At 69.0% G+C, this 21,665-nt stretch carries 19 protein-coding genes and 1 rRNA gene; 12 read left to right on the top strand and 8 right to left on the bottom strand.

Translation table 11 applies throughout. The features are described from left to right. Nucleotides 1–22: 22 nt before the first annotated feature. Both AB0F56_RS02775 and AB0F56_RS02770 read left to right on the top strand, forming a co-directional pair. Nucleotides 23–349, top strand: a complete 327-nt coding sequence (locus AB0F56_RS02775; protein ID WP_362003256.1) for a hypothetical protein — start codon at nt 23–25, stop codon at nt 347–349. Between the two features lie 16 nt (nt 350–365). After that, a complete protein-coding gene (locus AB0F56_RS02770; protein ID WP_362003254.1) occupies nt 366–674 on the top strand; it encodes a WXG100 family type VII secretion target in 309 nt (102 codons plus the stop codon). An 80-nt stretch (nt 675–754) separates the two neighbouring features. On the opposite strand, the gene AB0F56_RS02765 is transcribed toward AB0F56_RS02770, so the two are convergent. From AB0F56_RS02765 to eccCa, 6 genes are all read right to left on the bottom strand, one after another. After that, the gene (locus tag AB0F56_RS02765) at nt 755–988 is read right to left on the bottom strand and encodes a DUF397 domain-containing protein (protein WP_362003252.1); all 234 of its coding nucleotides are present in this window, start codon (nt 986–988) and stop codon (nt 755–757) included. Nucleotides 989–1,076: 88 nt separating this feature from the next. Further along, nucleotides 1,077–1,709: a hypothetical protein gene (locus AB0F56_RS02760; RefSeq protein ID WP_362003251.1), complete on the bottom strand. Its 633-nt coding sequence runs from the start codon at nt 1,707–1,709 to the stop codon at nt 1,077–1,079. Between the two features lie 32 nt (nt 1,710–1,741). Then, a complete protein-coding gene (locus AB0F56_RS02755) occupies nt 1,742–2,413 on the bottom strand; it encodes a hypothetical protein (RefSeq protein ID WP_362003249.1) in 672 nt (223 codons plus the stop codon). Further along, on the bottom strand, nt 2,410–4,587 hold the full coding sequence (locus tag AB0F56_RS02750) for a hypothetical protein (protein WP_362003247.1): 2,178 nt from the start codon (nt 4,585–4,587) through the stop codon (nt 2,410–2,412). The genes AB0F56_RS02755 and AB0F56_RS02750 overlap by 4 nt, the downstream gene beginning before the upstream one ends. Nucleotides 4,588–4,597: 10 nt before the next feature. Beyond that, nucleotides 4,598–5,020, bottom strand: coding sequence for a hypothetical protein (locus AB0F56_RS02745; protein ID WP_362003245.1), 423 nt, complete (start codon nt 5,018–5,020; stop codon nt 4,598–4,600). A gap of 128 nt (nt 5,021–5,148) precedes the next feature. After that, nucleotides 5,149–9,102 carry a type VII secretion protein EccCa gene (gene eccCa / locus AB0F56_RS02740; protein ID WP_362003243.1) on the bottom strand — a complete coding sequence of 1,318 codons (3,954 nt, stop codon included), beginning with the start codon at nt 9,100–9,102 and terminating at the stop codon, nt 5,149–5,151. 171 nt (nt 9,103–9,273) lie between these two features. Between eccCa and eccD the strand changes: the two genes are divergently transcribed. The 6 genes from eccD (at nt 9,274) to AB0F56_RS02710 (ending at nt 16,343) form a co-directional block, all read left to right on the top strand. Then, on the top strand, nt 9,274–10,749 hold the full coding sequence (gene eccD / locus AB0F56_RS02735) for a type VII secretion integral membrane protein EccD (RefSeq protein WP_362003241.1): 1,476 nt from the start codon (nt 9,274–9,276) through the stop codon (nt 10,747–10,749). Between the two features lie 195 nt (nt 10,750–10,944). Then, nucleotides 10,945–11,235, top strand: a complete 291-nt coding sequence (gene rpsO, locus AB0F56_RS02730) for a 30S ribosomal protein S15 (protein WP_147979976.1) — start codon at nt 10,945–10,947, stop codon at nt 11,233–11,235. Between the two features lie 281 nt (nt 11,236–11,516). Beyond that, complete coding sequence (locus tag AB0F56_RS02725) at nt 11,517–13,739, top strand: polyribonucleotide nucleotidyltransferase (RefSeq protein ID WP_362003239.1); 2,223 nt, start codon at nt 11,517–11,519, stop codon at nt 13,737–13,739. After that, a complete protein-coding gene (locus tag AB0F56_RS02720; protein ID WP_362003237.1) occupies nt 13,736–15,115 on the top strand; it encodes a pitrilysin family protein in 1,380 nt (459 codons plus the stop codon). Before AB0F56_RS02725 ends, AB0F56_RS02720 begins: the two co-directional genes overlap by 4 nt. 17 nt (nt 15,116–15,132) lie before the next feature. Next, complete coding sequence (gene dapB, locus AB0F56_RS02715) at nt 15,133–15,885, top strand: 4-hydroxy-tetrahydrodipicolinate reductase (RefSeq protein WP_362003235.1); 753 nt, start codon at nt 15,133–15,135, stop codon at nt 15,883–15,885. 5 nt (nt 15,886–15,890) lie between these two features. Continuing rightward, entirely contained in the window at nt 15,891–16,343 is a 453-nt protein-coding gene (locus tag AB0F56_RS02710) for a hypothetical protein (RefSeq protein WP_362003234.1), read from the top strand. Here the strand turns inward: AB0F56_RS02710 and AB0F56_RS02705 are convergent. Both AB0F56_RS02705 and AB0F56_RS02700 read right to left on the bottom strand, forming a co-directional pair. Continuing rightward, nucleotides 16,333–16,896 (bottom strand): hypothetical protein, encoded by a 564-nt coding sequence (locus tag AB0F56_RS02705; RefSeq protein WP_362003232.1) that lies wholly within the window; start codon nt 16,894–16,896, stop codon nt 16,333–16,335. The two genes, AB0F56_RS02710 and AB0F56_RS02705, sit on opposite strands and share 11 nt — an antisense overlap. A 95-nt stretch (nt 16,897–16,991) precedes the next feature. Then, nucleotides 16,992–17,231, bottom strand: coding sequence for a hypothetical protein (locus AB0F56_RS02700; protein ID WP_362003231.1), 240 nt, complete (start codon nt 17,229–17,231; stop codon nt 16,992–16,994). A gap of 198 nt (nt 17,232–17,429) precedes the next feature. Here AB0F56_RS02700 and thyX point away from each other — a divergent pair, with 198 nt between their 5' ends. The 4 genes from thyX to AB0F56_RS02680 all read left to right on the top strand — a co-directional run. Beyond that, nucleotides 17,430–18,170 (top strand): FAD-dependent thymidylate synthase, encoded by a 741-nt coding sequence (gene thyX / locus AB0F56_RS02695; protein ID WP_362003229.1) that lies wholly within the window; start codon nt 17,430–17,432, stop codon nt 18,168–18,170. Between the two features lie 176 nt (nt 18,171–18,346). Continuing rightward, nucleotides 18,347–19,246, top strand: a complete 900-nt coding sequence (gene dapA / locus AB0F56_RS02690) for a 4-hydroxy-tetrahydrodipicolinate synthase (protein ID WP_362003228.1) — start codon at nt 18,347–18,349, stop codon at nt 19,244–19,246. A gap of 120 nt (nt 19,247–19,366) precedes the next feature. Continuing rightward, on the top strand, nt 19,367–21,052 hold the full coding sequence (locus tag AB0F56_RS02685) for a ribonuclease J (protein WP_362003226.1): 1,686 nt from the start codon (nt 19,367–19,369) through the stop codon (nt 21,050–21,052). Nucleotides 21,053–21,578: 526 nt separating this feature from the next. Further along, nucleotides 21,579–21,665: ribosomal RNA gene (locus AB0F56_RS02680) — 16S ribosomal RNA — on the top strand; the annotation flags it as partial.

The raw sequence follows: 21,665 nt of genomic DNA, 5'->3' as shown, positions 1-21,665 counted from the left end.
TCCCGACAACGAGGAGCGTCAGATGACCAGCCCCGCAGGTGGGTTCGGGCTTGCCGAGGATCCGGTAACCCAGGCCAAGAACAAGATCATGCAGACCGGTGAAGAGGTCTCCAAGCAGGCCCGAGAGATGGCGAACATCCTCGAAACGGTCCACGCGGGCTGGACGGGTGCCGGTGCGGCCGGCTTCAAGACGGCGCAGTCGCTCCTCAACGAGGACCACGACACCATCCGTCGCCTGCTCAACGTGCTGCTCACGGCGGTCAACGAGACCAAGAACCTGAGCGCGGCGAACGACTTCGAGGTGTTCCAGACCCTCAAGGCCAACAACTCCGCGCTGAACAACATCTGAGCCCGAGGAGAGCACGATGTCCGGCATCGACCAGAACACCAAGGTCCGGTACGAGAGCGTCCAGGAGATGGCGAACCGTCTCCGGGTCGTCTCCTCGAACATCATCAAGGACCTCGAAGAGATGAACGCAGCCCTCCGGGTCGTCACCGACACCTGGGACGGTGAGGCCCACGCGGAGTACGTGATCCTCCAGGGCAAGTACAAGAAGCGCGCCACGGACATGAAGGAACGGCTCGAGCTCGTCGCCAAGCAGATCGAGCAGGGCAAGGACAGCTACCGCGGCACGGACATCAAGGCGTCGCGCCTGTTCACCGAGGGGTACTGACACCAGTCAGCCCCCCTCCGCGCACAGCAGAAGGGCCCGTTCCTCCCGGAACGGGCCCTTCGCATGCACGCGTACGCGACCTACGTCAGGTCGAACTCGCCGTCCTTCGCGCCCAGGACGAACGCCGTCCACTCCGCCTCCGTGTAGCGCAGGACGGTGTCGGGGTCGAGGGAGGACCGCATCGCCACGGCTCCGCCCGGCAGGTGGGCGATCTCCACGCGCTCCTCGTCGGGGCTCGTGCCGGGGGCGCCCTGCCACTCGACGTCGCTGATGTCGAGCGCGTACAGCGCGTCCTTCTCCTGCTGAGTGCCCATCAGTCTCTGCTCCTTAGTGCGGGTGGAACGTCGTCGCAGCTCCATGATCGGGGGCCGGACAGCTCTCTGTCAGACGGAACCGTGAGATTCACTTCGCCTGTGAGGCGAAGGTCCGGGCCAGCTCCAGGACCTGCTCGGGCTTCAGCGCGCTCTTGTCGTTCTCGCCGACGGTCACCAGCAGGGCCACGTCACCCTTGCCACCGGAGTCGAACCGGACGGTCACCACGTTCCCGCCCTTGCTGGCCACGGGCTCGCCGGGCTTCGCGTCGGCGGCCTTCGTGCCGAACGCCTTCACGTCCTCGACGGACATGTCGCCGGCCAGCTGGGCGGTGGGCAGGAGGTAGTTGGTCGCGCTCCCCGCCTCCGTACCGACGGTGTGGAGCGTCAGGCCCTCACCGCCCACGTGGTACGAGCAGGAGATGAGCCCACCCGGCTTCCCGGCCCACCCCGCCTGCGGATCCGTCGTCCTTCTCTCGCTCTCGGCGGTCGCCATCGGCTCGCCCGCCTTGGCGCCCGCCGCGCCGGCCCCGATCCCCTGGCCGACCTCCGCCGCCTCGGCCGCCTTCCCCGCGTCGTACGCGATCGGGCAGGCGTCGGCCCCGTCCTTCCCGACCCCCTCGGCGAGCTCGATCACCCGGTCCACGCTCAGGGAGGCCCCGGCATCCGCCCCACCGCCGCTCCCGCAGCCGGCCAACGCGGCGACGAGTGCGGCGGCGCTCACGGCGCCCATGGTTACGTGCTTCGCTCGCATCATCAGGAGGTGCTTTCGGTACGGGGCTTCACGACCGGCTCCTTCGCCAACGGCTTGTTCTCGCAGCCGAGGACATCCGTGGCCTTGCGTGTCATGTAGTAGAGGAATTCCATCTGCTGATCCTGGGTGCCGTGGTCCTTCACCGTGCCCAGGTTCACGGTGAACGAGGCTTCGGCACGGAGGAGGAACTTCTTCGACCGTGCGTTCAGGTCGCCGGGCATGTCGCACTGGACATAGATGTCCGTACTGACGTCATGGGACTTCCCAGTGGCGCCGGCCCAGCGGTAGCGGCGGGTGTCTGGGTCCTTGTCCGATTCCGCGTCAGCGAGGGGCACCCAGCTGTACTCGATGCTCGCCTGGCCGTTTCCGTGCTGGCCGTTCGGGAAGTACTCGCACTGCCTGAGGGGCTGGGTGATCCGGTTCTCCGGGTACCCGCGCAGATTGATCTGCATCTTCTCGACGAAGTCAGGGGCCCGGTTGCCGATCCGGTCCGTGAAGGTTTCCCCCCGGATCACCTGGAGCAGCAGCTCTGCTTCGGTGGATTCGGCAGAGATGTGGCACACGTAGTTGTCAGGGTGTCCTGCCTGCGACGGTGCCTCGCCGGCGCAGGACGTCACGGTGAAGAGGGCAGCAACGGCCAGCAAAGGCCACGAACGGTGCTTTCTCATGATCATCCCAAGTACTTCTTTGCTGCGCCGACTCCCTGGGAGTGGCCCGTGTTCGCCTCGTCCTTCGCGGAATTGAACGGACCCTCGTCCACCTTCTCGCGTTTGCCCCATTCGTCGAACATGAGATTCAGGCCGTCTGTCCCGGACGAGTAGGCGTCGCTCGACTCCTTCCTCGCCTGTTCCTCTGCCACATCCTGCACGTCCTTGACCCAGTCGAACTTCACGGCGTCGATGATCGCGCCACCCGCGGTGCCCACGATGGGAATCTCGCCGATCAGAGCGTTGCCGGCGATGGCCGAGTATTCTCCGGTCTCCTCCGCCCAGTCCGCCTTGTCCTTGCCCTTGTCGATGTACACGTCGGCGCCGATTTCGTTGAGGGCGCCCATCGCAAACCCGATGTTCTGTGAGCGGTGATTCCATTCGGCGCTCTGTCCATGAACGGGGTCCGTCTTGTGGGGCGGAGCCTCCCCAAGCAGGTGTGCGGAGTAGGCGCGCTCCGCTTCGTACAGCAGGGCGTAGGACGGGCCGTCGTCCGCGATTCCTCGCATGACCCTCACCAGGCTCTCCTGCCCCACCGCGATGTGCGCGTTGTCCTTCGAGCCGAAGATCTCGTCCTTGCCGCCCGCGCCGCCGTACTCCGATTCCTTGCCGTTGAGGATGATGTGCGTGTCCCCCACGTAGTCCGCGAGGGCTCGGGCCATCGGCTGCTGCAGGTTCTTGAGGTCATCCTTGGCCCACTCGGCGCCGCCCTTGTCCTCGTCGAGGATCCTGATGGCGTCGTGCATGACCCGGGCCTGTCCCTCGGTGTGCGCGCCGACAGGACCGAGCTTCTCGCCCGGCTCGTGGCCCGTCGCCGCCGCCTGAATGGCGTTGCCGAGGCCCATGGCCTTGGAGGGGTCGTCCATGAACTGGGGAGGCCCATAGATGTTGTTCAAGCCCTCCTTCGGCCACTCGCGATCCGTAAGGAGGAACTTCAGGTGCTCGTTCTCGTTCCCCGGAGCCTTGGGGTCGAGGAAGTACTCGGCGTCCGCAGGGTCCTTGCTCATGATGTTGAGCAGGCCGTCCAGCGGGTCGGCAGCGATGTTGGGACGCAGGACGTCCCTGAAGTGCTGCCATTCGTTGGGGTTCTTCTTCTCGAGCTCGATCATGTCGTGACCGAGCTCGTTGAGGAACTCCTTGCCGAACCCGTCCGCGTTCCCCTGGTTCATGAGGGTGACGAGAACCTGGTACCCCTGTGTCGGGACATTGTCGCCCATAGGACCGGTGTCGTCGGTGACGACAGTGCCGCCAAGGCGCTTCAGACCGTCCACGAACGGTCGGTACGCGTAGCTGTTCGGATCCTTCGTCCCCGACGCGATCGTGTCGGCGAGGCCGGTGCTGATGGAGTTGTAGAACTTCTTGTCCGCGTCCGAGACACCCCGCTCGTTCGCCGCCAGATTCATTCTGTCGGCGATCGTCAGAGCGGCGTCAGCGCCGAGCGCATGCAGGTACGCCTCGCTGAAGTGCTTGTCCTTGGAGTTCTTCTCCAGAATCTCGCGGTACTGCTCCAGCTCCTTCTTCGAGGCGTCGCCGCTGCGCACCTTCTCCGAGAGAGCCAGCGCCTCCACGGCCTCCACGTCGCCCACGGGCTTGGAGTTGAAGCCGAGCGGCGCCGTGCCGTCCGCGCCCGAGGCGTTGAGCAGCGCGGTCTTGACGTCCTTGTCGAACTCCGTGACCGCGTTGACCGCGTCGTTGATCTTCTTCGTGTACGACTGCTCGACCGACCGCAGATCCGGGTCGTGCCGGATCGTGTAGGCCTCCTTCTCGGTGACCTTGCTGAAGTCGTAACTCGCCACGCCGGACTCGGAGACCTTCATGCCCGCGTCGACCGCCTCCTTCACGGCGGTCGTCACCCGGCTCTTGAGCTCCGTGAGCGTGCTGTGGGCGTCCCGCAGCAGCGACTCCATCGCCTTGGCTTCCTTCTGCGCGGCGTCGAGCTCACCCCGGGTGATGCCGAAGTTGGTCGCGCCTATCTGCTGGGCCTGACCGGTCCACAGCGGACCGCCCGACGCGACCTTCTGGACGTCCTTCTCGTAGAGGTCCTCGACCTTCTTGAAATTCTCCGCCATGGTCTTCCAGCCGTCGGCGGCGGTGCTCAGCTTGCCGAGGTCGGTCTGCATGATCTCTTCGTACGTCGGCATCCCGATCCCCCTACAGTCCCGAGATCTTCGACTGCGTCACGAGGCCGTTCCCCGTGACGATGTCGTTGCTCTGGAACAGCGTCGACGCGCCCCGGAGCGCGCCCTTCTCCGATTCCAGGCGCGCGTTCAGCCGCTTCACCTGGCTGTCCCAGTGCTCGTGCGCCTTCTTCAGGCCTGCGGCCGTCTCCCAGCCCTTGAACCCCGCGATGGCGCTGCTGGTGGACTCGTCGGCCGCGTCGGCGGCCGTCTTCAGGTCCGGCTGGATGTGGGTCTCGATGCTGTTGGCGGCCTGCTTCTTCTTCGCGGGCGTCGTCGCCAGATCGGGACCGGTGCCTCCGCCGCCCCCGTCCGCGGGGAGCTGGTTGAGGCGCATCGCCGACTGGTTCTCCGCCGCGGTGTTCTTGGCCTGGGCCCACTCGTCGTTGAACGACATTGATTCCCCCTCGCTGGATCAGGGTGTTGTTTGCAGTGCTGAAGTGTTCATGACTGAACTGATCGCGTCCATCGGCGACGACGCCTCGGGCCCCCTCGCGGTTCTCCGCGCGAAGCCGGGCGCCGCTCTCATCGCTCCGGCATCCGCCCCGTCTGCACCAGCGACGAGCCGCCCCGCCGCCCCACGAAGTAGCCGCGCCCCGGCGGCATCGGCCGCGGTCGGGCGGTGCCGAGCAGGTCGCCCTCCTGCGGGTCGCCCGACAGGACCACGCCCTGCGCGCCCAGCTCCTTGATGCGCTGCATGAACGGCTCGTACATCGAGCGCGAGGCACCGGCGCTGTTGCGGGCGATGATGAAGCGGACGCCCGTGTCGCGGGCGAACGGCAGGTACTCCGCGAGCGCGGCCAGCGGGTTGCCGGCGCTCGTCGCCACCAGGTCGTAGTCGTCGACGATGATGAAGACCTGGGGCCCCGACCACCAGCTGCGGTCCCGCAGCTGCTGCGGGGTCACGTCCTGCGGCGGCTGGCGCCGCGCGAAGACGCCGGCCAGCGCCTCCATGTGCATCTGCATCGAGCTCGCCATCGGCGCGTACTCGAGCAGGTGCTCCTCCGGCAGGCTGCCGAGCAGCGCCCGCCGGTAGTCGCCCACGACGAGCTTCGCCTCGTCGGGGGAGTACCGCTCCGCGATCTGCTTGGCCAACAGCCGCAGCAGGTTCGTCTTGCCGGACTCGCTCTCGCCGAAGATCAGGAAGAACGGGTCGGTGTCGAAGTTGACGAAGACCGGCTCCAGGCGCGTCTCGTCGATGCCGAACGCGATGCCGTGCTGCGGGAACTCGAAGCCCTTCGGCAGCTGGTCGGCCGGCATCTTGTGCGGCAGCAGCCGGACCGCCGGGGCCACCGGGCCCGTCCAGGAGCCCCGCACGGCCGCGACGAAGTTCTCCGTGCCCAGCGAGAGGTCGCTCGACGAGCCGGAGCCGTCGATCCGCGGCAGCGCGGCCATGAAGTGGAGCTTCTCCGGCACCTGACCGCGACCGGGCACGCCGGTGGGGACGTTCGCCGCCACCTTTCGGTCGAACTCGGAGTCCATCACGTCACCCAGACGCAGCTCCAGACGGCTCAGCATCTGGTCCTTCACCGCCGCGCGGACCTCCATGTACCGGGCGGCCGTGATGACGACGTGGATGCCGTACCCGAGACCGCGCGCGGCGAGGTCGGAGACGATCCCCTCCAGCATGTCGTACTCGTTGCGGAAACCGCCCCAGCCGTCGATGACCAGGAACACGTCGCCCCAGGGCTCGCCGGGCAGTTCACCCGCGGCCCGCCTGCGCCGGTAGGTGGCGATGGAGTCGATCGAGTGCGCGCGGAAGAACTCCTCGCGCCGGTTCAGGATGCCGAGCACCTCCGCGACCGTACGGCGGACCCGTTCGGGGTCGAGCCGGGACGCGACCCCGCCGACGTGCGGCAGTTCGGCCAGCGACGCCAGACCGCCACCACCGAAGTCGAGGGCGTAGAACTGCACCTCGGCCGGGGTGTGCGTGAGGGCGAACGACGAGATCAGCGTGCGCATCAGCGTCGACTTGCCGGACTGCGGGCCGCCGACCACCATCATGTGGCCCGCCGCGCCGGAGAAGTCCCGGTACAGCACCTCGCGCCGCTGCTCGAACGGCTTGTCGATCAGGCCGAGCGGCACCGTCAGACCGCCGGGACGGGTGTACTCCGTCGCCGTCAGACCGCGGTGCGCGGTCGGCGCGAGCCCCGGAAGCAGCTGGTCCAGCGAGGGCGCCTGGTCCAGCGGCGGCAGCCACACCTGGTGCGCGGGCACGCCCTGCCCCTCGAGCCGGCGCACGATCACGTCGAGGACGGTGTCCGCGAGCGCGTCGTCCTCCTCCTCGCGCCGCGCCGCCAGATACGCCGGGTCGGGCGCCGCGTAGACCACGGGCACCGGCGTCGCGGTGAAGACCGCGGGCCGCCGCTCGATCGGCAGCTGCCCGGCCTCCAGACGGGGCCCGCCCGTCCGGTACGTCCCCGAGACGTAGGCGGCCTTGAACCGGGTCATCTCGTCCGTACCGAACTTCAGATAGCCCGAGCCCGGCACCGACGGCAGGTGGTACGCGTCCGGCACACCGATCGCCGTACGCGACTCGGCCGCCGAGAACGTCCGCAGACCGATCCGGTACGAGAGGTACGTGTCGAGGCCCCGGAGCTTGCCTTCCTCCAGGCGCTGAGAGGCCAGCAGCAGATGCACACCCAGCGAACGGCCGATCCGGCCGATCTGGATGAACATGTCGATGAAGTCCGGCTTCGCCGTCAGCAGCTCGGAGAACTCGTCGATGACCAGGACCAGCGAGGCCAGCGGCTCCAGCGGGGCGCCGGCCGCCCGCGCCTTCTCGTAGTCGTGGATGTTGGCGTAGTTGCCCGCCGAACGCAGCAGCTCCTGGCGGCGCTGCAGCTCGCCGCGGATCGCGTCGCCCATGCGGTCGACGAGCGTCAGGTCGTCGGACAGGTTGGTGATGACGGCCGCCACGTGCGGCATCTGGGACATGCCCGCGAACGTCGCGCCGCCCTTGAAGTCCGCGAGGACGAAGTTCAGGGTCTCCGAGGAGTGCGTCACCGCCAGACCGAGCACGAGGGTGCGCAGCAGCTCCGACTTTCCGGAGCCGGTCGCGCCCACGCACAGGCCGTGCGGGCCCATGCCCTCCTGCGCCGCCTCCTTCAGGTCGAGCATGATCGGCCCGCCGTCCTCGCCCACACCGATCGGCACCCGCAGCCGCTCGGCCACCGACCGGGGCCGCCAGGTCCGCGCCACGTCCACCGACGCCGCGTCGCCCAGGTTCAGCAGGTCCGTGAAGTCCAGGTTCGCGAGGAGCGGTTCGTCGTTGTCGCCGCCGCCCATCCGCAGCGGGGCCAGCTGTCGCGCCAGCGCCTCGGCGGCCGGCAGCGAGATCCCGTCCGGCACCCCCTCGTACGCGAAGCCGCCACCCGACTCCAGGCGCAGCCGCCCGGGCCGCACGATCACCGACAGGCCGCCGCGCGGCTCGTCCAGCTCACCGTGGACGACCTCGACGATGGTCACGCCCTGCAGGCCCTCCGGCGCCGCGAAGAGCGAGTCCGGCGGCACCATCCCGCCGTCGAGGACCACGACCACGTGCGGCTGGTCCAGGACCGGCTGGCTGTCCCGGCCGAACCGGGGCCGCCCGTCGAGCCGCGAGCGGACCAGCGACTCCAGCTCACCGAGGTCGTCGCCGAACAGCCGCCGCGTGCCCGCCCCGTCGACCTGGCCCGGGACCTGCGTGTGCGGCAGCCACTTCGTCCAGTCCCAGCGCTCCTGCGCGGGCCGGGCCGCCACCACCGCGAGCATCAGGTCGTCGGGGGAGTGCAGCGTCACCAGCTGGGAGACCAGGGCGCGCGCCGCGGCCTGGGCCGCCTCCGGCTCACCGGAGACCGTCACGTGGTAGAAGGCCCGCATCGAGACCGCCATCGGCAGCCCGTCCAACGAGCCGTGCACGGCCAGGAACTGCTGCATCGCGCCCGCGCACAGCGGCTCCAGCTCGTCCACCGGCGCCGTGTCGGGCGCCGCGAGCGGCGTCGCCAGCTGCTGGGCGCCGAGCCCGATCCGTACCTGCGCGAAGTCGCTGTCGCCCACCCGGCGTTCCCACACCCGCGAACCCTCGGCCACCACGGACCACAGCTGCTCGGGGGAGGGGTGCAGATAGAGCTGCGCGTCCCGCTGCTTGCGCGCCGTGCGCCGGACCGTACGCCGGGTCTGCGCGAGGTATTTGAGGTAGTCGCGCCGGACATCCGCCATTTGCCCCTGCGTACCCTTGCGGAACCGCACGAGCTGCGCGATGACCATGCCGACCGTCGAGACGAGCATCAGAATGCCCATGATGCGCATGAACGGATGGGCGCCAGGCATGAAGAAGAAGACCACCGACGAACCCATGCCGAGCATCGGCAGGAGCTGCATCAGCATGCCCTCCTGCTGCCCCCGGGGAAGCTCCGGAGGAGCCTCCAGGACCAGTTCCTCACTGGGTACTTCAGGAGGAAGGGACCTCGGCGGGCGTTTGACGACGATCTGGCTCACCGGCGCATCAATCCCTCGTTACGGGCGGACTTCCCGCGGGAGTTCGCACCGGCGCCCCCGTAGCGACGGCCTCCCCCACGAGACCGCGATCCTACTTGCAGGCACTCCCGCCCGTCCCCGGTAGGGTGGCGCGCGCACCGTGCGCAACCGCGAATCAGGGGGTTCAGAGACGTGAGTACGACCGCAGCGACCGGCTTCTGCCGCGTCACCGTCGTGGCGCCGGACAGCCGTATCGACGTCGCACTCCCCGAGGACATCGCCGTCGCCGACGTCTATCCGGAGATCCTGCGGCTCACCGGCCAGACCCAGGCGCCCGGCACCCCCACCGGCTACCACCTGGTCCGCCGCGACGGCACCGTCCTCGACGGCGCCCGCACCCTCGTCGCCCAGCGCGTCCTCGACGGCGAGGTCCTCTCGCTCCGCCCGTTCGCCCAGTCGCTGCCGCCCGCCGTCTTCGACGACGTCTCCGACGCCGTCGCCTCGGCCGTCACCCGCGACCGCCACCTGTGGAGCGACGACCTGCTGCGCGGCGCCGGACTCGTCGGCGGCGTGCTCCTGCTCGTCCTGATGGGCTTCGTGCTCTGGTTCGCCGACCCGGTCCGCCACGACATGCACAGCCTCCCCGGCGTCGTCGCCGGCGCCGTGGGCGTCCTGCTCACCGCCTTCGCGGGCGTACGGGCCCGGGTCTACTCCGACCGGGCCACCGCCATCGCCCTCGGCCTCGGCGCCCTGCCCCTGCTGCTCATCGCCGGCTCCGGCATCGTCGCCCCCGACGCGGGCCAGGGCCCCGGGCGGCTCCAGTTCCTGCTCGGCTGCGTGACCGTCCTGGTCGCCTCCGTCGCCCTCGTCGCCCTCACCCCCAGCGGCGACGCCCCCTTCGTGGCGGCCACCTTCCTGGCCACCGTCGGCACGATCGCCACCTTCCTGGCGATCGTCACCGAGGCCTCCGCCACCGGGACCGCCGCCGTCTGCGCCCCCGTCGCCATCGGCCTGGTCGCCTTCCTGCCCGGCCTCTCGGCCCGCTTCGCCCGGCTGCCCATCGGCTACGCCTCCCCGCGCAGCGCCGCCGACGACGACTTCCACGCCGAGACCGGCCGCGGCGCCGACGAGGCCCAGGCCGTCGACGGCGAGCGGATCGCGCTCCAGGCCCGCCGCGGCCACGAGATGCTCCTCGGCCTCGTCGGCGGCTGCGCGGCCGTCGTCGTCGGCTCCGCCGCGGTCCTCGGCTTCGCCGGCAACGTCTGGGGCCAGCTCCTCGCCCTCGCCGCAGGCCTCGCGATGCTGCTGCGGGCCCGGCTCTTCCGCTACACCTCGCAGGTCGCCTGCGTCCTGGTGGCAGGCCTCGCCGCGATCGCGCTGCTGATCCTGGGCCTCTCCCTGAACCCTCCGGCCGACCTGGTCAAGGACCTGCTGATCCACGGCGACCGCGGCGGCCTGGACATCCGTACGATCTGGCTCACCGCGGCCGTCGCCGCCGGCGCCGCCCTCGTCACCGCCATCGGCCTGATCATCCCGAGGAAGGGCCTCTCGCCCTTCTGGGGCCGCCTCCTCGACCTGACCGAGGGCTTCGTCCTGCTCTCCCTCGTCCCGCTCTGCCTCGCGGTCCTGGACGTCTTCATGGCGGCCCGCTCCCTGACCAGCAAGTAGCCGGGCCCCGAGCGGGCGGGCCCCCGGAGGGCCCCCTCCGCTCACCTGGTACGCTGTGTGACGGCCGTTTGTGTACGCGCTCCCGGATTCTCTGGGAGCTGCGCTCATCGGACCTTCGCCTCCGAGTCACGGAAGCTCCCCTGAGACCAAGACCAGGGGCACTCGTGGGCGCGCGAACACCAAGAGGAGTACCGAGTGTCTCTCGACGCCGCTACGAAGAAGCAGATTTTCGCCGAGTTCGGCCAGAAGGAGGGCGACACCGGCTCCCCCGAGGTGCAGGTCGCGATGCTCTCCCGCCGCATCTCGGACCTGACCGAGCACCTCAAGCAGCACAAGCACGACCACCACTCCCGTCGTGGTCTGCTGATCCTGGTCGGCCAGCGTCGCCGCCTGCTGCAGTACCTGGCCAAGAAGGACATCCAGCGCTTCCGCGCCCTGGTCGACCGCCTCGGCATCCGCCGCGGTGCGGCCGGCGGTGCGAAGTAAGTACGTCGTGAAGGGAGCGGTTCCCACTTTTAGGGGGCCGCTCCCTTTGCTGTACGTGCGCGATGTACCGACCGGCACTTAGTCTGGTCGCACAACGACACATAACGAGCGAGGAGCCGCCGGCACGCCGCCGGTCCTCGGTAGTGGCCCCCGGACCCCATGAATCCCCGGGTGCTTCGATCGAAGACCGGCCCGCATCCGAAGGCGCGCTTCTCCTCCTCCACCGTCCCCGGCCACACGGGCCGACGGACGAAAAGACGAACACGTAGGAGAAACCGCTAGTGGAGAACGAGACCCACTACGCCGAGGCCGTCATCGACAACGGCTCCTTCGGCACCCGCACCATCCGCTTCGAGACGGGCCGCCTGGCCAAGCAGGCCGCCGGCTCCGCCGTCGCGTACCTGGACGACGACACGATGGTCCTTTCCGCGACCACCGCGTCGAAGAAGCCCAAGGACCAGCTCGACTTCTTCCCCCTCACGGTGGACGTCGAGGAGCGGATGTACGCGGCCGGCAAGATCCCCGGCTCCTTCTTCCGCCGGGAAGGCCGCCCCTCCGAGGACGCCGTCCTCACCTGTCGCCTGATCGACCGCCCGCTGCGCCCCTCCTTCAAGAAGGGCCTGCGCAACGAGATCCAGATCGTCGAGACGATCATGGCGCTCAACCCCGACCACCTCTACGACGTGGTCGCCATCAACGCCGCCTCCTGCTCCACGCAGCTGGCCGGCCTGCCCTTCTCCGGCCCGATCGGCGGCACCCGTGTCGCCCTGATCAACGGCCAGTGGGTCGCGTTCCCGACGCACACCGAGCTCGAGGACGCCGTCTTCGACATGGTCGTCGCCGGTCGCGTCCTGGAGGACGGCGACGTCGCGATCATGATGGTCGAGGCCGAGGCCACCGAGCGCACGATCGAGCTCGTCAAGGGCGGCGCCGAGGCGCCGACCGAGGAGGTCGTCGCCGCCGGTCTCGAGGCCGCGAAGCCCTTCATCAAGGTCCTCTGCAAGGCCCAGTCGGACCTCGCCGCCAAGGCCGCCAAGCCCACCGGCGAGTTCCCGGTCTACCTCGACTACCAGGACGACGTCCTGGAGGCGCTCACCGCCGCCGTCAAGAACGACCTCGCGCAGGCGCTCACCATCGCCGGCAAGCAGGAGCGCGAGACCGAGCTCGACCGCGTCAAGGAGCTCGCCGCCGAGAAGCTCCTCCCGGCCTTCGAGGGCCGCGAGAAGGAGATCTCGGGCGCGTACCGTGCGCTGACCAAGAAGCTGGTCCGCGAGCGGATCATCAAGGACAAGGTCCGCATCGACGGCCGCGGCATCACGGACATCCGTACGCTCGCCGCCGAGGTCGAGGCCATCCCGCGCGTGCACGGCTCGGCGCTCTTCGAGCGTGGCGAGACCCAGATCCTGGGCGTCACCACCCTCAACATGCTCCGCATGGAGCAGCAGCTGGACACCCTCTCCCCGGTGACCCGCAAGCGCTACATGCACAACTACAACTTCCCGCCGTACTCCGTCGGTGAGACCGGCCGCGTGGGCTCGCCCAAGCGCCGCGAGATCGGCCACGGCGCGCTCGCCGAGCGCGCCATCGTGCCGGTGCTGCCGACGCGCGAGGAGTTCCCGTACGCGATCCGCCAGGTGTCCGAGGCTCTCGGCTCCAACGGCTCGACGTCCATGGGCTCGGTCTGCGCCTCCACCATGTCGCTGCTGAACGCCGGTGTGCCGCTGAAGGCCCCCGTCGCCGGTATCGCCATGGGTCTGATCTCCGAGGAGATCGACGGCAAGACCCACTACGTCGCCCTCACCGACATCCTCGGTGCGGAGGACGCCTTCGGCGACATGGACTTCAAGGTCGCCGGTACGAAGACCTTCGTCACCGCGCTCCAGCTCGACACCAAGCTCGACGGCATCCCCGCCTCGGTCCTGGCCGCCGCGCTGAAGCAGGCCCGTGACGCGCGTCTGCACATCCTCGACGTCATGAACGAGGCGATCGACGTTCCGGACGAGATGTCCCCGAACGCGCCGCGCATCATCACCGTCAAGATCCCGGTGGACAAGATCGGTGAGGTCATCGGCCCCAAGGGCAAGATGATCAACCAGATCCAGGAGGACACCGGCGCCGACATCACGATCGAGGACGACGGCACCATCTACATCGGTGCCGCCGACGGCCCGGCCGCCGAGGCCGCCCGCGCCACGATCAACGGCATCGCCAACCCGACCATGCCGGAGGTCGGCGAGCGCTACCTGGGTACGGTCGTCAAGACCACCACCTTCGGTGCGTTCGTGTCCCTGCTCCCGGGCAAGGACGGCCTGCTGCACATCTCGCAGATCCGCAAGCTCGCCGGTGGCAAGCGCGTGGAGAACGTCGAGGACGTGCTCGCGGTCGGCTCCAAGGTCCAGGTCGAGATCGCCGAGATCGACCAGCGCGGCAAGCTCTCCCTGATCCCCGTGATCGCGGACGAGGACGCCGCTGCCGAGGACGCGAAGGACGACACCGACCAGTGACGTCCCGTAGTTCCGTGACGACGGCCCGCCCCTCTTCGGAGGGGCGGGCCGTCGCCCGTACCCAAACGCTTCTCCCGGGCCGGGACGGCATCGGCACGGTCCGCCGCACCACCCTCCCCGGCGGCCTGCGGATCGTCACCGAGACCCTGCCGTCCGTGCGCTCCGCCACCTTCGGGATCTGGGCGCACGTCGGCTCCCGCGACGAGACGCCCACGCTCAACGGCGCCACGCACTACCTGGAGCACCTCCTCTTCAAGGGCACCAAGAAGCGCAGCGCCCTCGACATCTCCTCCGCGCTCGACGCGGTCGGCGGCGAGATGAACGCCTTCACGGCGAAGGAGTTCACCTGCTACTACGCGCGGGTCCTCGACACCGACCTGCCGCTGGCCATCGACGTGGTCTGCGACATGCTGACCGGCTCGCTGATCCTCGACGAGGACGTCGACGCCGAGCGCGGTGTCATCCTCGAAGAGATCGCGATGACCGAGGACGACCCGGGCGACGTCGTGCACGACCTGTTCGCGCACACCATGTTCGGCGACACCCCGCTGGGCCGCCCGGTCCTCGGCACCGTCGACACCATCAACGCCCTCGACCGCGGCCGGATCGCCCGCTTCTACAAGAAGCACTACGACCCGACCCATCTGGTCGTCGCCGCCGCGGGCAACATCGACCACGCGACCGTCGTACGCCAGGTCCGCCGCGCCTTCGAGAAGGCCGGCGCCCTCTCCCGTACGGACGCCGTCCCCGTCGCCCCCCGCGACGGCCGGCGCACGATCCGGACGGCGGGCGCCGTCGAGGTCCTCGGCCGCAAGACGGAGCAGGCCCACGTCGTTCTCGGCATGTCGGGCCTCGCTCGCACCGACGACCGCCGCTGGGCGCTCGGCGTGCTCAACACGGCCCTCGGCGGCGGCATGTCCTCCCGCCTCTTCCAGGAGGTCCGCGAGAAGCGCGGCCTGGCCTACAGCGTGTACTCGTACACCTCGGGCTTCGCCGACTGCGGCCTCTTCGGGGTGTACGCGGGCTGCCGTCCCAACCAGGTCCACGACGTGCTGAAGCTCTGCCGCGACGAGCTCGACAAGGTGGCCTCCGACGGGCTCACCGACGACGAGATCGCCCGCGCCGTCGGGCAGCTCTCGGGCTCGACCGTGCTCGGCCTCGAGGACACCGGCGCGCTGATGAACCGCATCGGCAAGAGCGAGCTGTGCTGGGGTACGCAGATGTCGGTGGACGACATGCTCGCCCGGATCGCGTCCGTCACCCCGGACGAGGTCCGCGAGGTCGCTCGTGATGTGCTCGGACAGCGTCCCTCGCTGTCCGTCATAGGGCCGCTGAAGGACAAGCAGGCGGCACGCCTGCACGAATCCGTCTCCTAGAGAGAGTTCACAAGAGCATGAGCAAGCTGCGCGTGGCGGTCCTCGGAGCCAAGGGCCGCATCGGCTCGGAGGCCGTGCGGGCCGTCGAGGCCGCCGAGGACATGGAACTGGTGGCGGCGCTCGGCCGCGGCGACAAGCTGGAGACGCTCGCCGACGCGGGCGCCCAGGTCGTCGTCGAGCTGACCACCCCGGCCTCGGTGATGGAGAACCTCGACTACTGCGTGCGCCACGGCATGCACGCGGTCGTCGGCACCACAGGCTGGAACGAGGAGCGCCTCGCGCAGCTGAACACCTGGCTCGCCGCCTCCCCGGAGACCGGCGTCCTGATCGCCCCGAACTTCTCCATCGGCGCCGTGCTGACCATGAAGTTCGCCCAGATCGCGGCCCCGTACTTCGAGTCCGTCGAGGTCGTGGAGCTGCACCACCCGCACAAGGTCGACGCCCCCAGCGGCACCGCCACCCGGACCGCCCAGCTGATCGCCGCCGCCCGCCGCGACGCCGGCCTCGGCGCCCAGCCGGACGCGACGGAGACGGCCCTGGACGGCGCCCGCGGCGCGGACGTCGACGGCGTCCGGGTCCACGCGGTGCGGCTCGCGGGTCTGCTGGCCCACCAGGAGGTGCTGCTCGGCGGCGAGGGCGAGACCCTGACCGTCCGTCACGACTCGCTGCACCACTCCAGCTTCATGCCGGGCATCCTCCTCGGCGCCCGCCGCGTCGTCACCACCCCGGGCCTCACCTTCGGCCTGGAACACTTCCTGGACCTGGGCTGACGGTCATGGGCGGAAAGATCACGTACGTCTTCCTCGCCACCGTCCTCGTCCTGGTCTTCGGCGTGGTGGCGATGGAGGGCGTCCTGCTTCTCCTGACGGGCGAACCGGCCGCGATGGGCATGGGCGCGGTGGCGTTCCTGCTGCCCTGTGTCGGCGGCTGGTTCCTCTGGAAGAACACCGCCTTCGCGCGGAACGCGCAGCGGCTCGCCCGTGAGCTGGAGGCCGAAGGCGGCCTGCCGGTGGACGAGTTGAAGCGCACGGCCGGCGGCCGGATCGACCGCGACTCGGCCGACGAGGTGTTCGCGAAGCGGCGCGCCGAGACCGAGGACTCACCCGAGGACTGGCGCTGCTGGTTCCGGCTCGCGGTCGCGTATCACGACGCCCGCGACACCCCGCGCGCCCGCAAGGCGATGCAGCGCGCGATCGCGCTGCACGCCGGCCGCCCGGTCAGCGCGTAGCGGCCACCGGGGCGACGCCGTACTCGGCGTTCCACGCCTCGATCGTGTCGGCCGCGCGGTCGAACGCCTCGATGCGGGAGAGGAAGTCGGCGTTGTGGTCGGTGAGCAGAGCGATCTGCTCACCGTCCCGCCGTACGAGAACCAGCGCCTGGCCCTGCACCGTGCGGGGCAACCCCAGCCAGCGCACCGGCTGCTGCGCCGTGCGCGCGTGCGCCACCTGCGCCCAGGCCACCGTCGAGGTGGCGAAGAAGCCGACCCGGCGCACGCCGTGCCGGCTCACCCACGTGCCCACCCGCAGCATGCGCAGCGCGGAGGCGATGACGAGGGCGGCCAGGCCGAACGTGACGCCGGCGCCGCTCACCGCCCCGGCCGCGGCGATGACGACGGCGGCCAGCAGGACGAACGAGGCGACCAGCAGCGCGAGCGCCGCGGCGCCCACGCGCCAGGGGCCGGGACGGTAGGGCCGACGCCACTGGTCGTGGTCGTCGAACGGCAGCGCGACGTCGTCGGTCGCGTCAAAAGCGCGGTCGGCCGTCAGAAAGGGCAGGGGCACGACTGATCCTCACTCACAAGCACGCTCGAAGGGGCTGTGCCCGGTGAGGCTACCCAGGTGGCCTCGACCGGGCCACTTCAGGGGGGCCGAACCGCTCAGCGGCCGTCGGAGGCCTCGGACTGCTGCCGGTGCCCGTCGGCCCCACCGGACTGCATGGACGGCATCCCGAAGAGCAACGAGCCGACGAGACCGGCCACGACGGTCAGCCCGACCAGCGTACGGCCCACGACCTCGGAGACACTGAGGCGCTCCCTCGGCGGCGGAGTGACGTTACTGCGGAAGCGGTCGGCCTCTGCGACGAACGCGAACGGGACAGCCTCTCGCCGGCCAAACATGGGGGCCACGCTCCTTGGGTTGTGGTGTGCGGTGTCACAGTGAGAGACGAGCAAAGTCACCATTCGGTGCCCGATTTCCCCGAATTGGCCAAAGAAAGTGGTCCGGGTGGGTGTGGGAGCAGGTGAGGGGCTCCGCTGTCAGTGGCTCCCCGTAGAGTGGGCGCCGCCCGAGCGACGCACTTTGGAAGGACCCCGCCGGTGAGCGACACCCCCGCAGCAGACCTCAAGCCCAGCTTCCGCAGCGACGTGACCGTCGAGCTGGTGAAGCACAGCGCCGCCGACCAGGACGTGCTGTGGGCGGCCCGCGTCTCCACCGCGGGGGAGCAGTCGCTCGAAGAGCTGCAGAAGGACCCCGAGCGGTCCAAGGGGCTCATCAACTACCTGATGCGGGACCGCCACGGCAGCCCCTTCGAGCACAACTCGATGACCTTCTTCATCAGCGCCCCGATCTTCGTGTTCCGCGAGTTCATGCGCCACCGCGTCGGCTGGTCGTACAACGAGGAATCGGGTCGCTACAGGGAGCTGGAGCCGGTCTTCTACGTCCCCGACGCCTCCCGCAAGCTCGTCCAGGAGGGCCGCCCCGGCAAGTACGTCTTCGTCGAGGGCACCGAGGCCCAGCAGGAGCTGACCGGCCGCGTCATGGAGGACTCGTACGCTCAGGCGTACGCGGCGTACCAGGAGATGCTCGCCGCCGGCGTGGCCCGCGAGGTCGCCCGCTCGGTCCTGCCGGTCGGTCTCTTCTCCTCGATGTACGCCACGTGCAACGCGCGCTCGCTGATGCACTTCCTGGGCCTGCGCACCCAGCACGAGCTGGCCAAGGTGCCCTCGTTCCCGCAGCGGGAGATCGAGATGGTCGGCGAGAAGATGGAGCAGCACTGGGCCGAGCTCATGCCGCTGACTCATGCCGCGTTCAACAAGAACGGCCGTGTGGCCCCATAAAGCACAGATGTACGACCAGTCACGCGAAGTGTCCGTATTGCGACGTTTCACGAAGTTCATCTAGGCTGATCAAACGGACCCGGCACTGCTTGAACCCCCGAGCAGGCAGTGCCGGGCTCCTTTCACACGTCCCCCGAGGGGACACCGGGCGATGAGCAGCGAGTAGCGTGTTACCCATGGCTCCGATCTCCACTCCGCAGACCCCCTTCGGGAGGGTCCTCACCGCCATGGTCACGCCCCTGACGGCTGACGGCGCACTCGACCTCGACGGTGCCCAGCGACTCGCCTCCCATCTGGTGGACGCCGGCAACGACGGCCTCGTCATCAACGGCACCACCGGCGAGTCCCCGACCACCAGCGACGCGGAGAAATCGGAGCTGGTACGGGCGGTACTGGATGCGGTCGGCGACCGCGCCCACGTCGTCGCCGGCATCGGCACCAACGACACCCACCACTCCGTCGAACTCGCCCGCACGGCCGAACGCGACGGCGCGCACGGCCTCCTCGCCGTCACGCCGTACTACAACAAGCCCTCGCAGGAGGGCCTGTACCGGCACTTCTCGGCCATCGCCGACGCCACCGAGCTCCCGGTGATGCTCTACGACATCCCCGGCCGCAGCGGCGTCCCGATCGACACCGAGACGCTCGTCCGGCTCGCCGAGCACCCCCGGATCGTCGCCAACAAGGACGCCAAGGGCGACCTCGGCCGCGCCAGCTGGGCCATCGCCCGCTCGGGCCTCGCCTGGTACTCCGGCGACGACATGCTCAACCTGCCGCTGCTCTCCGTGGGCGCCTGCGGCTTCGTCTCCGTCGTCGGCCACGTCGTCACCCCGGAGCTCCGCGCTCTCCTGGACGCCCACCTGAACGGCGAGGTCCAGAAGGCCACCGAGATCCACCAGCGGCTCCTGCCGATCTACACCGGCATGTTCCGCACCCAGGGCGTCATGACCACCAAGGCCGCCCTCGCCCTCCAGGGCCTCCCGGCCGGCCCCCTGCGCCTGCCCCTCGTGGAGCTCTCCCCGGAGGAGACCGCCCAGCTCAAGATCGATCTCGCCGCCGGCGGGGTAGAGCTGTAACTACAGACTTCACAACTGAATATCCGATCGACAAACGATCGACTGACAACAGCAAGTGCACGAATGTCATGCGCGCCACGTGCCCAAGCGGTACGTGGCGTGTGTGGTGAGGAGAGTCTTTTGAGTCATCCGCATCCTGAACTCGGCGCCCCGCCGAAGCTGCCCAAGGGCGGCCTGCGCGTCATCCCGCTCGGCGGGCTCGGTGAGATCGGCCGCAACATGACGGTCTTCGAGTTCGACGGCCGTCTGCTGATCGTCGACTGCGGCGTCCTCTTCCCCGAGGAGGAGCAGCCCGGCGTCGACCTGATCCTGCCCGACTTCACCATCATCAAGGACCGGCTCGACCAGGTCGAAGGCATCGTGCTCACGCACGGCCACGAGGACCACATCGGCGCCGTCCCGTACCTGCTCCGGCTGAAGCCGGACATCCCGCTCATCGGCTCCAAGCTGACCCTCGCCCTCATCGAGGCGAAGCTCCAGGAGCACCGGATCCGCCCCTACACCCTCGAGGTGAAGGAAGGCGACCGGGAGGCGCTGGGCCCCTTCGACTGCGAGTTCGTCGCGGTCAACCACTCCATCCCGGACGCCCTCGCGGTGGCCATCCGCACCCCTGCGGGCATGGCCGTCGCGACCGGCGACTTCAAGATGGACCAGCTGCCGCTCGACGGTCGGCTCACCGACCTGCACGCCTTCGCGCGGCTCAGCGAGGAGGGCATCGACCTTCTGCTGTCCGACTCGACGAACGCCGAGGTCCCGGGGTTCGTCCCGCCGGAGAAGGACATCTCCAACGTCCTGCGGAACGTGTTCGCGAACGCCCAGAAGCGCATCATCGTGGCCAGCTTCGCCAGCCACGTGCACCGCATCCAGCAGATCCTCGACGCGGCGCACGAGTACGGACGCCGCGTGGCCTTCGTCGGCCGCTCGATGGTCCGCAACATGGGCATCGCCCGTGATCTGGGCTACCTCCGCGTCCCGGCCGGCCTGGTCGTCGACGTGAAGACCCTCGACGACCTCCCGGACGACGAGGTCGTGCTGGTCTGTACGGGCTCCCAGGGCGAGCCGATGGCCGCCCTGTCCCGGATGGCCAACCGCGACCACCAGATCCGGATCGTCCAGGGCGACACCGTGATCCTGGCGTCGTCCCTCATCCCGGGCAACGAGAACGCGGTCTACCGCGTGATCAACGGCCTGACCCGCTGGGGCGCCGACGTCGTCCACAAGGGCAACGCCAAGGTCCACGTCTCGGGCCACGCCTCGGCCGGCGAGCTGCTGTACTTCTACAACATCTGCCGCCCGAAGAACCTGATGCCGGTCCACGGCGAATGGCGCCACCTGCGCGCCAACGCCGAGCTCGGCGCGATGACGGGTATCCCCAAGGACCACATCGTCATCGCCGAGGACGGCGTCGTCGTCGACCTGATCGACGGCAAGGCCCGCATCACCGGCAAGGTCCAGGCGGGGTACGTGTACGTGGACGGCCTCTCGGTCGGCGACGTCACCGAGTCCCACCTGAAGGACCGCCGGATCCTCGGCGAGGAGGGCATCATCTCGGTCTTCGTGGTCGTGGACTCCTCGACCGGCAAGATCGTGGGCGGCCCGAACGTCCACGCCCGCGGCTCCGGCATCGAGGACTCGGCGTTCGACGCCGTGATCCCGAAGGTCGAGCAGGCCCTGAACAAGTCGTTCCAGGACGGCGTGGTCGAACCGCACCAGCTCCAGCAGCTGATCCGGCGCTCGATCGGCAAGTGGGTCTCCGACACCTACCGCCGGCGCCCGATGATCCTCCCGGTCGTCGTGGAGGTCTGAGCACCGGCAGGCCCAAGGGCCTGACCAGCGCCAACTGAGAGCGGGGCGCCTCGATTTGCATCGAGGCGCCCCGCTCCAGTACGTTTACGTCTCCGCCAACAAGGGAAGCCCGGCACCTTCGTGTGCCCGAGCGGCTGACCGGATGGGGCGGGGAATTCGACTCAGAACTTCTGATAAAGTCGGATCAACGCCGGAAAGCGGATCGAGAAAACCGAGAAGCTGGAAAGCACCGAGGAAATCGGATCGGAAAGATCTGATAGAGTCGGAAACGCAAGACCGAAGGGAAAAGCCCGGAGGAAAGCCCGAGAGGGTGAGTACAAAGGAAGCGTCCGTTCCTTGAGAACTCAACAGCGTGCCAAAAATCAACGCCAGATTAGTTGATACCCCGTCCATCTTCGGATGGTCGAGGTTCCTTTGAAAAAGTCCACCCCTTGGGGTGGCACACAGCGAGGACGCTGTGAACGACCGGTCCTATTCCGACCGATCGTTCCGCTCTCGTGTGTGTAGACCGGATTACCGGTAAACATTCACGGAGAGTTTGATCCTGGCTCAGGACGAACGCTGGCGGCGTGCTTAACACATGCAAGTCGAACGATGAAGCCCTTCGGGGTGG

This window comes from Streptomyces sp. NPDC026092, assembly GCF_040638605.1.
Taxonomy (GTDB): Bacteria; Actinomycetota; Actinomycetes; order Streptomycetales; family Streptomycetaceae; genus Streptomyces.
The sequence above is the reverse complement of the archived record's forward strand: the minus strand, read 5'-3'. Positions and strand labels throughout refer to the sequence as shown.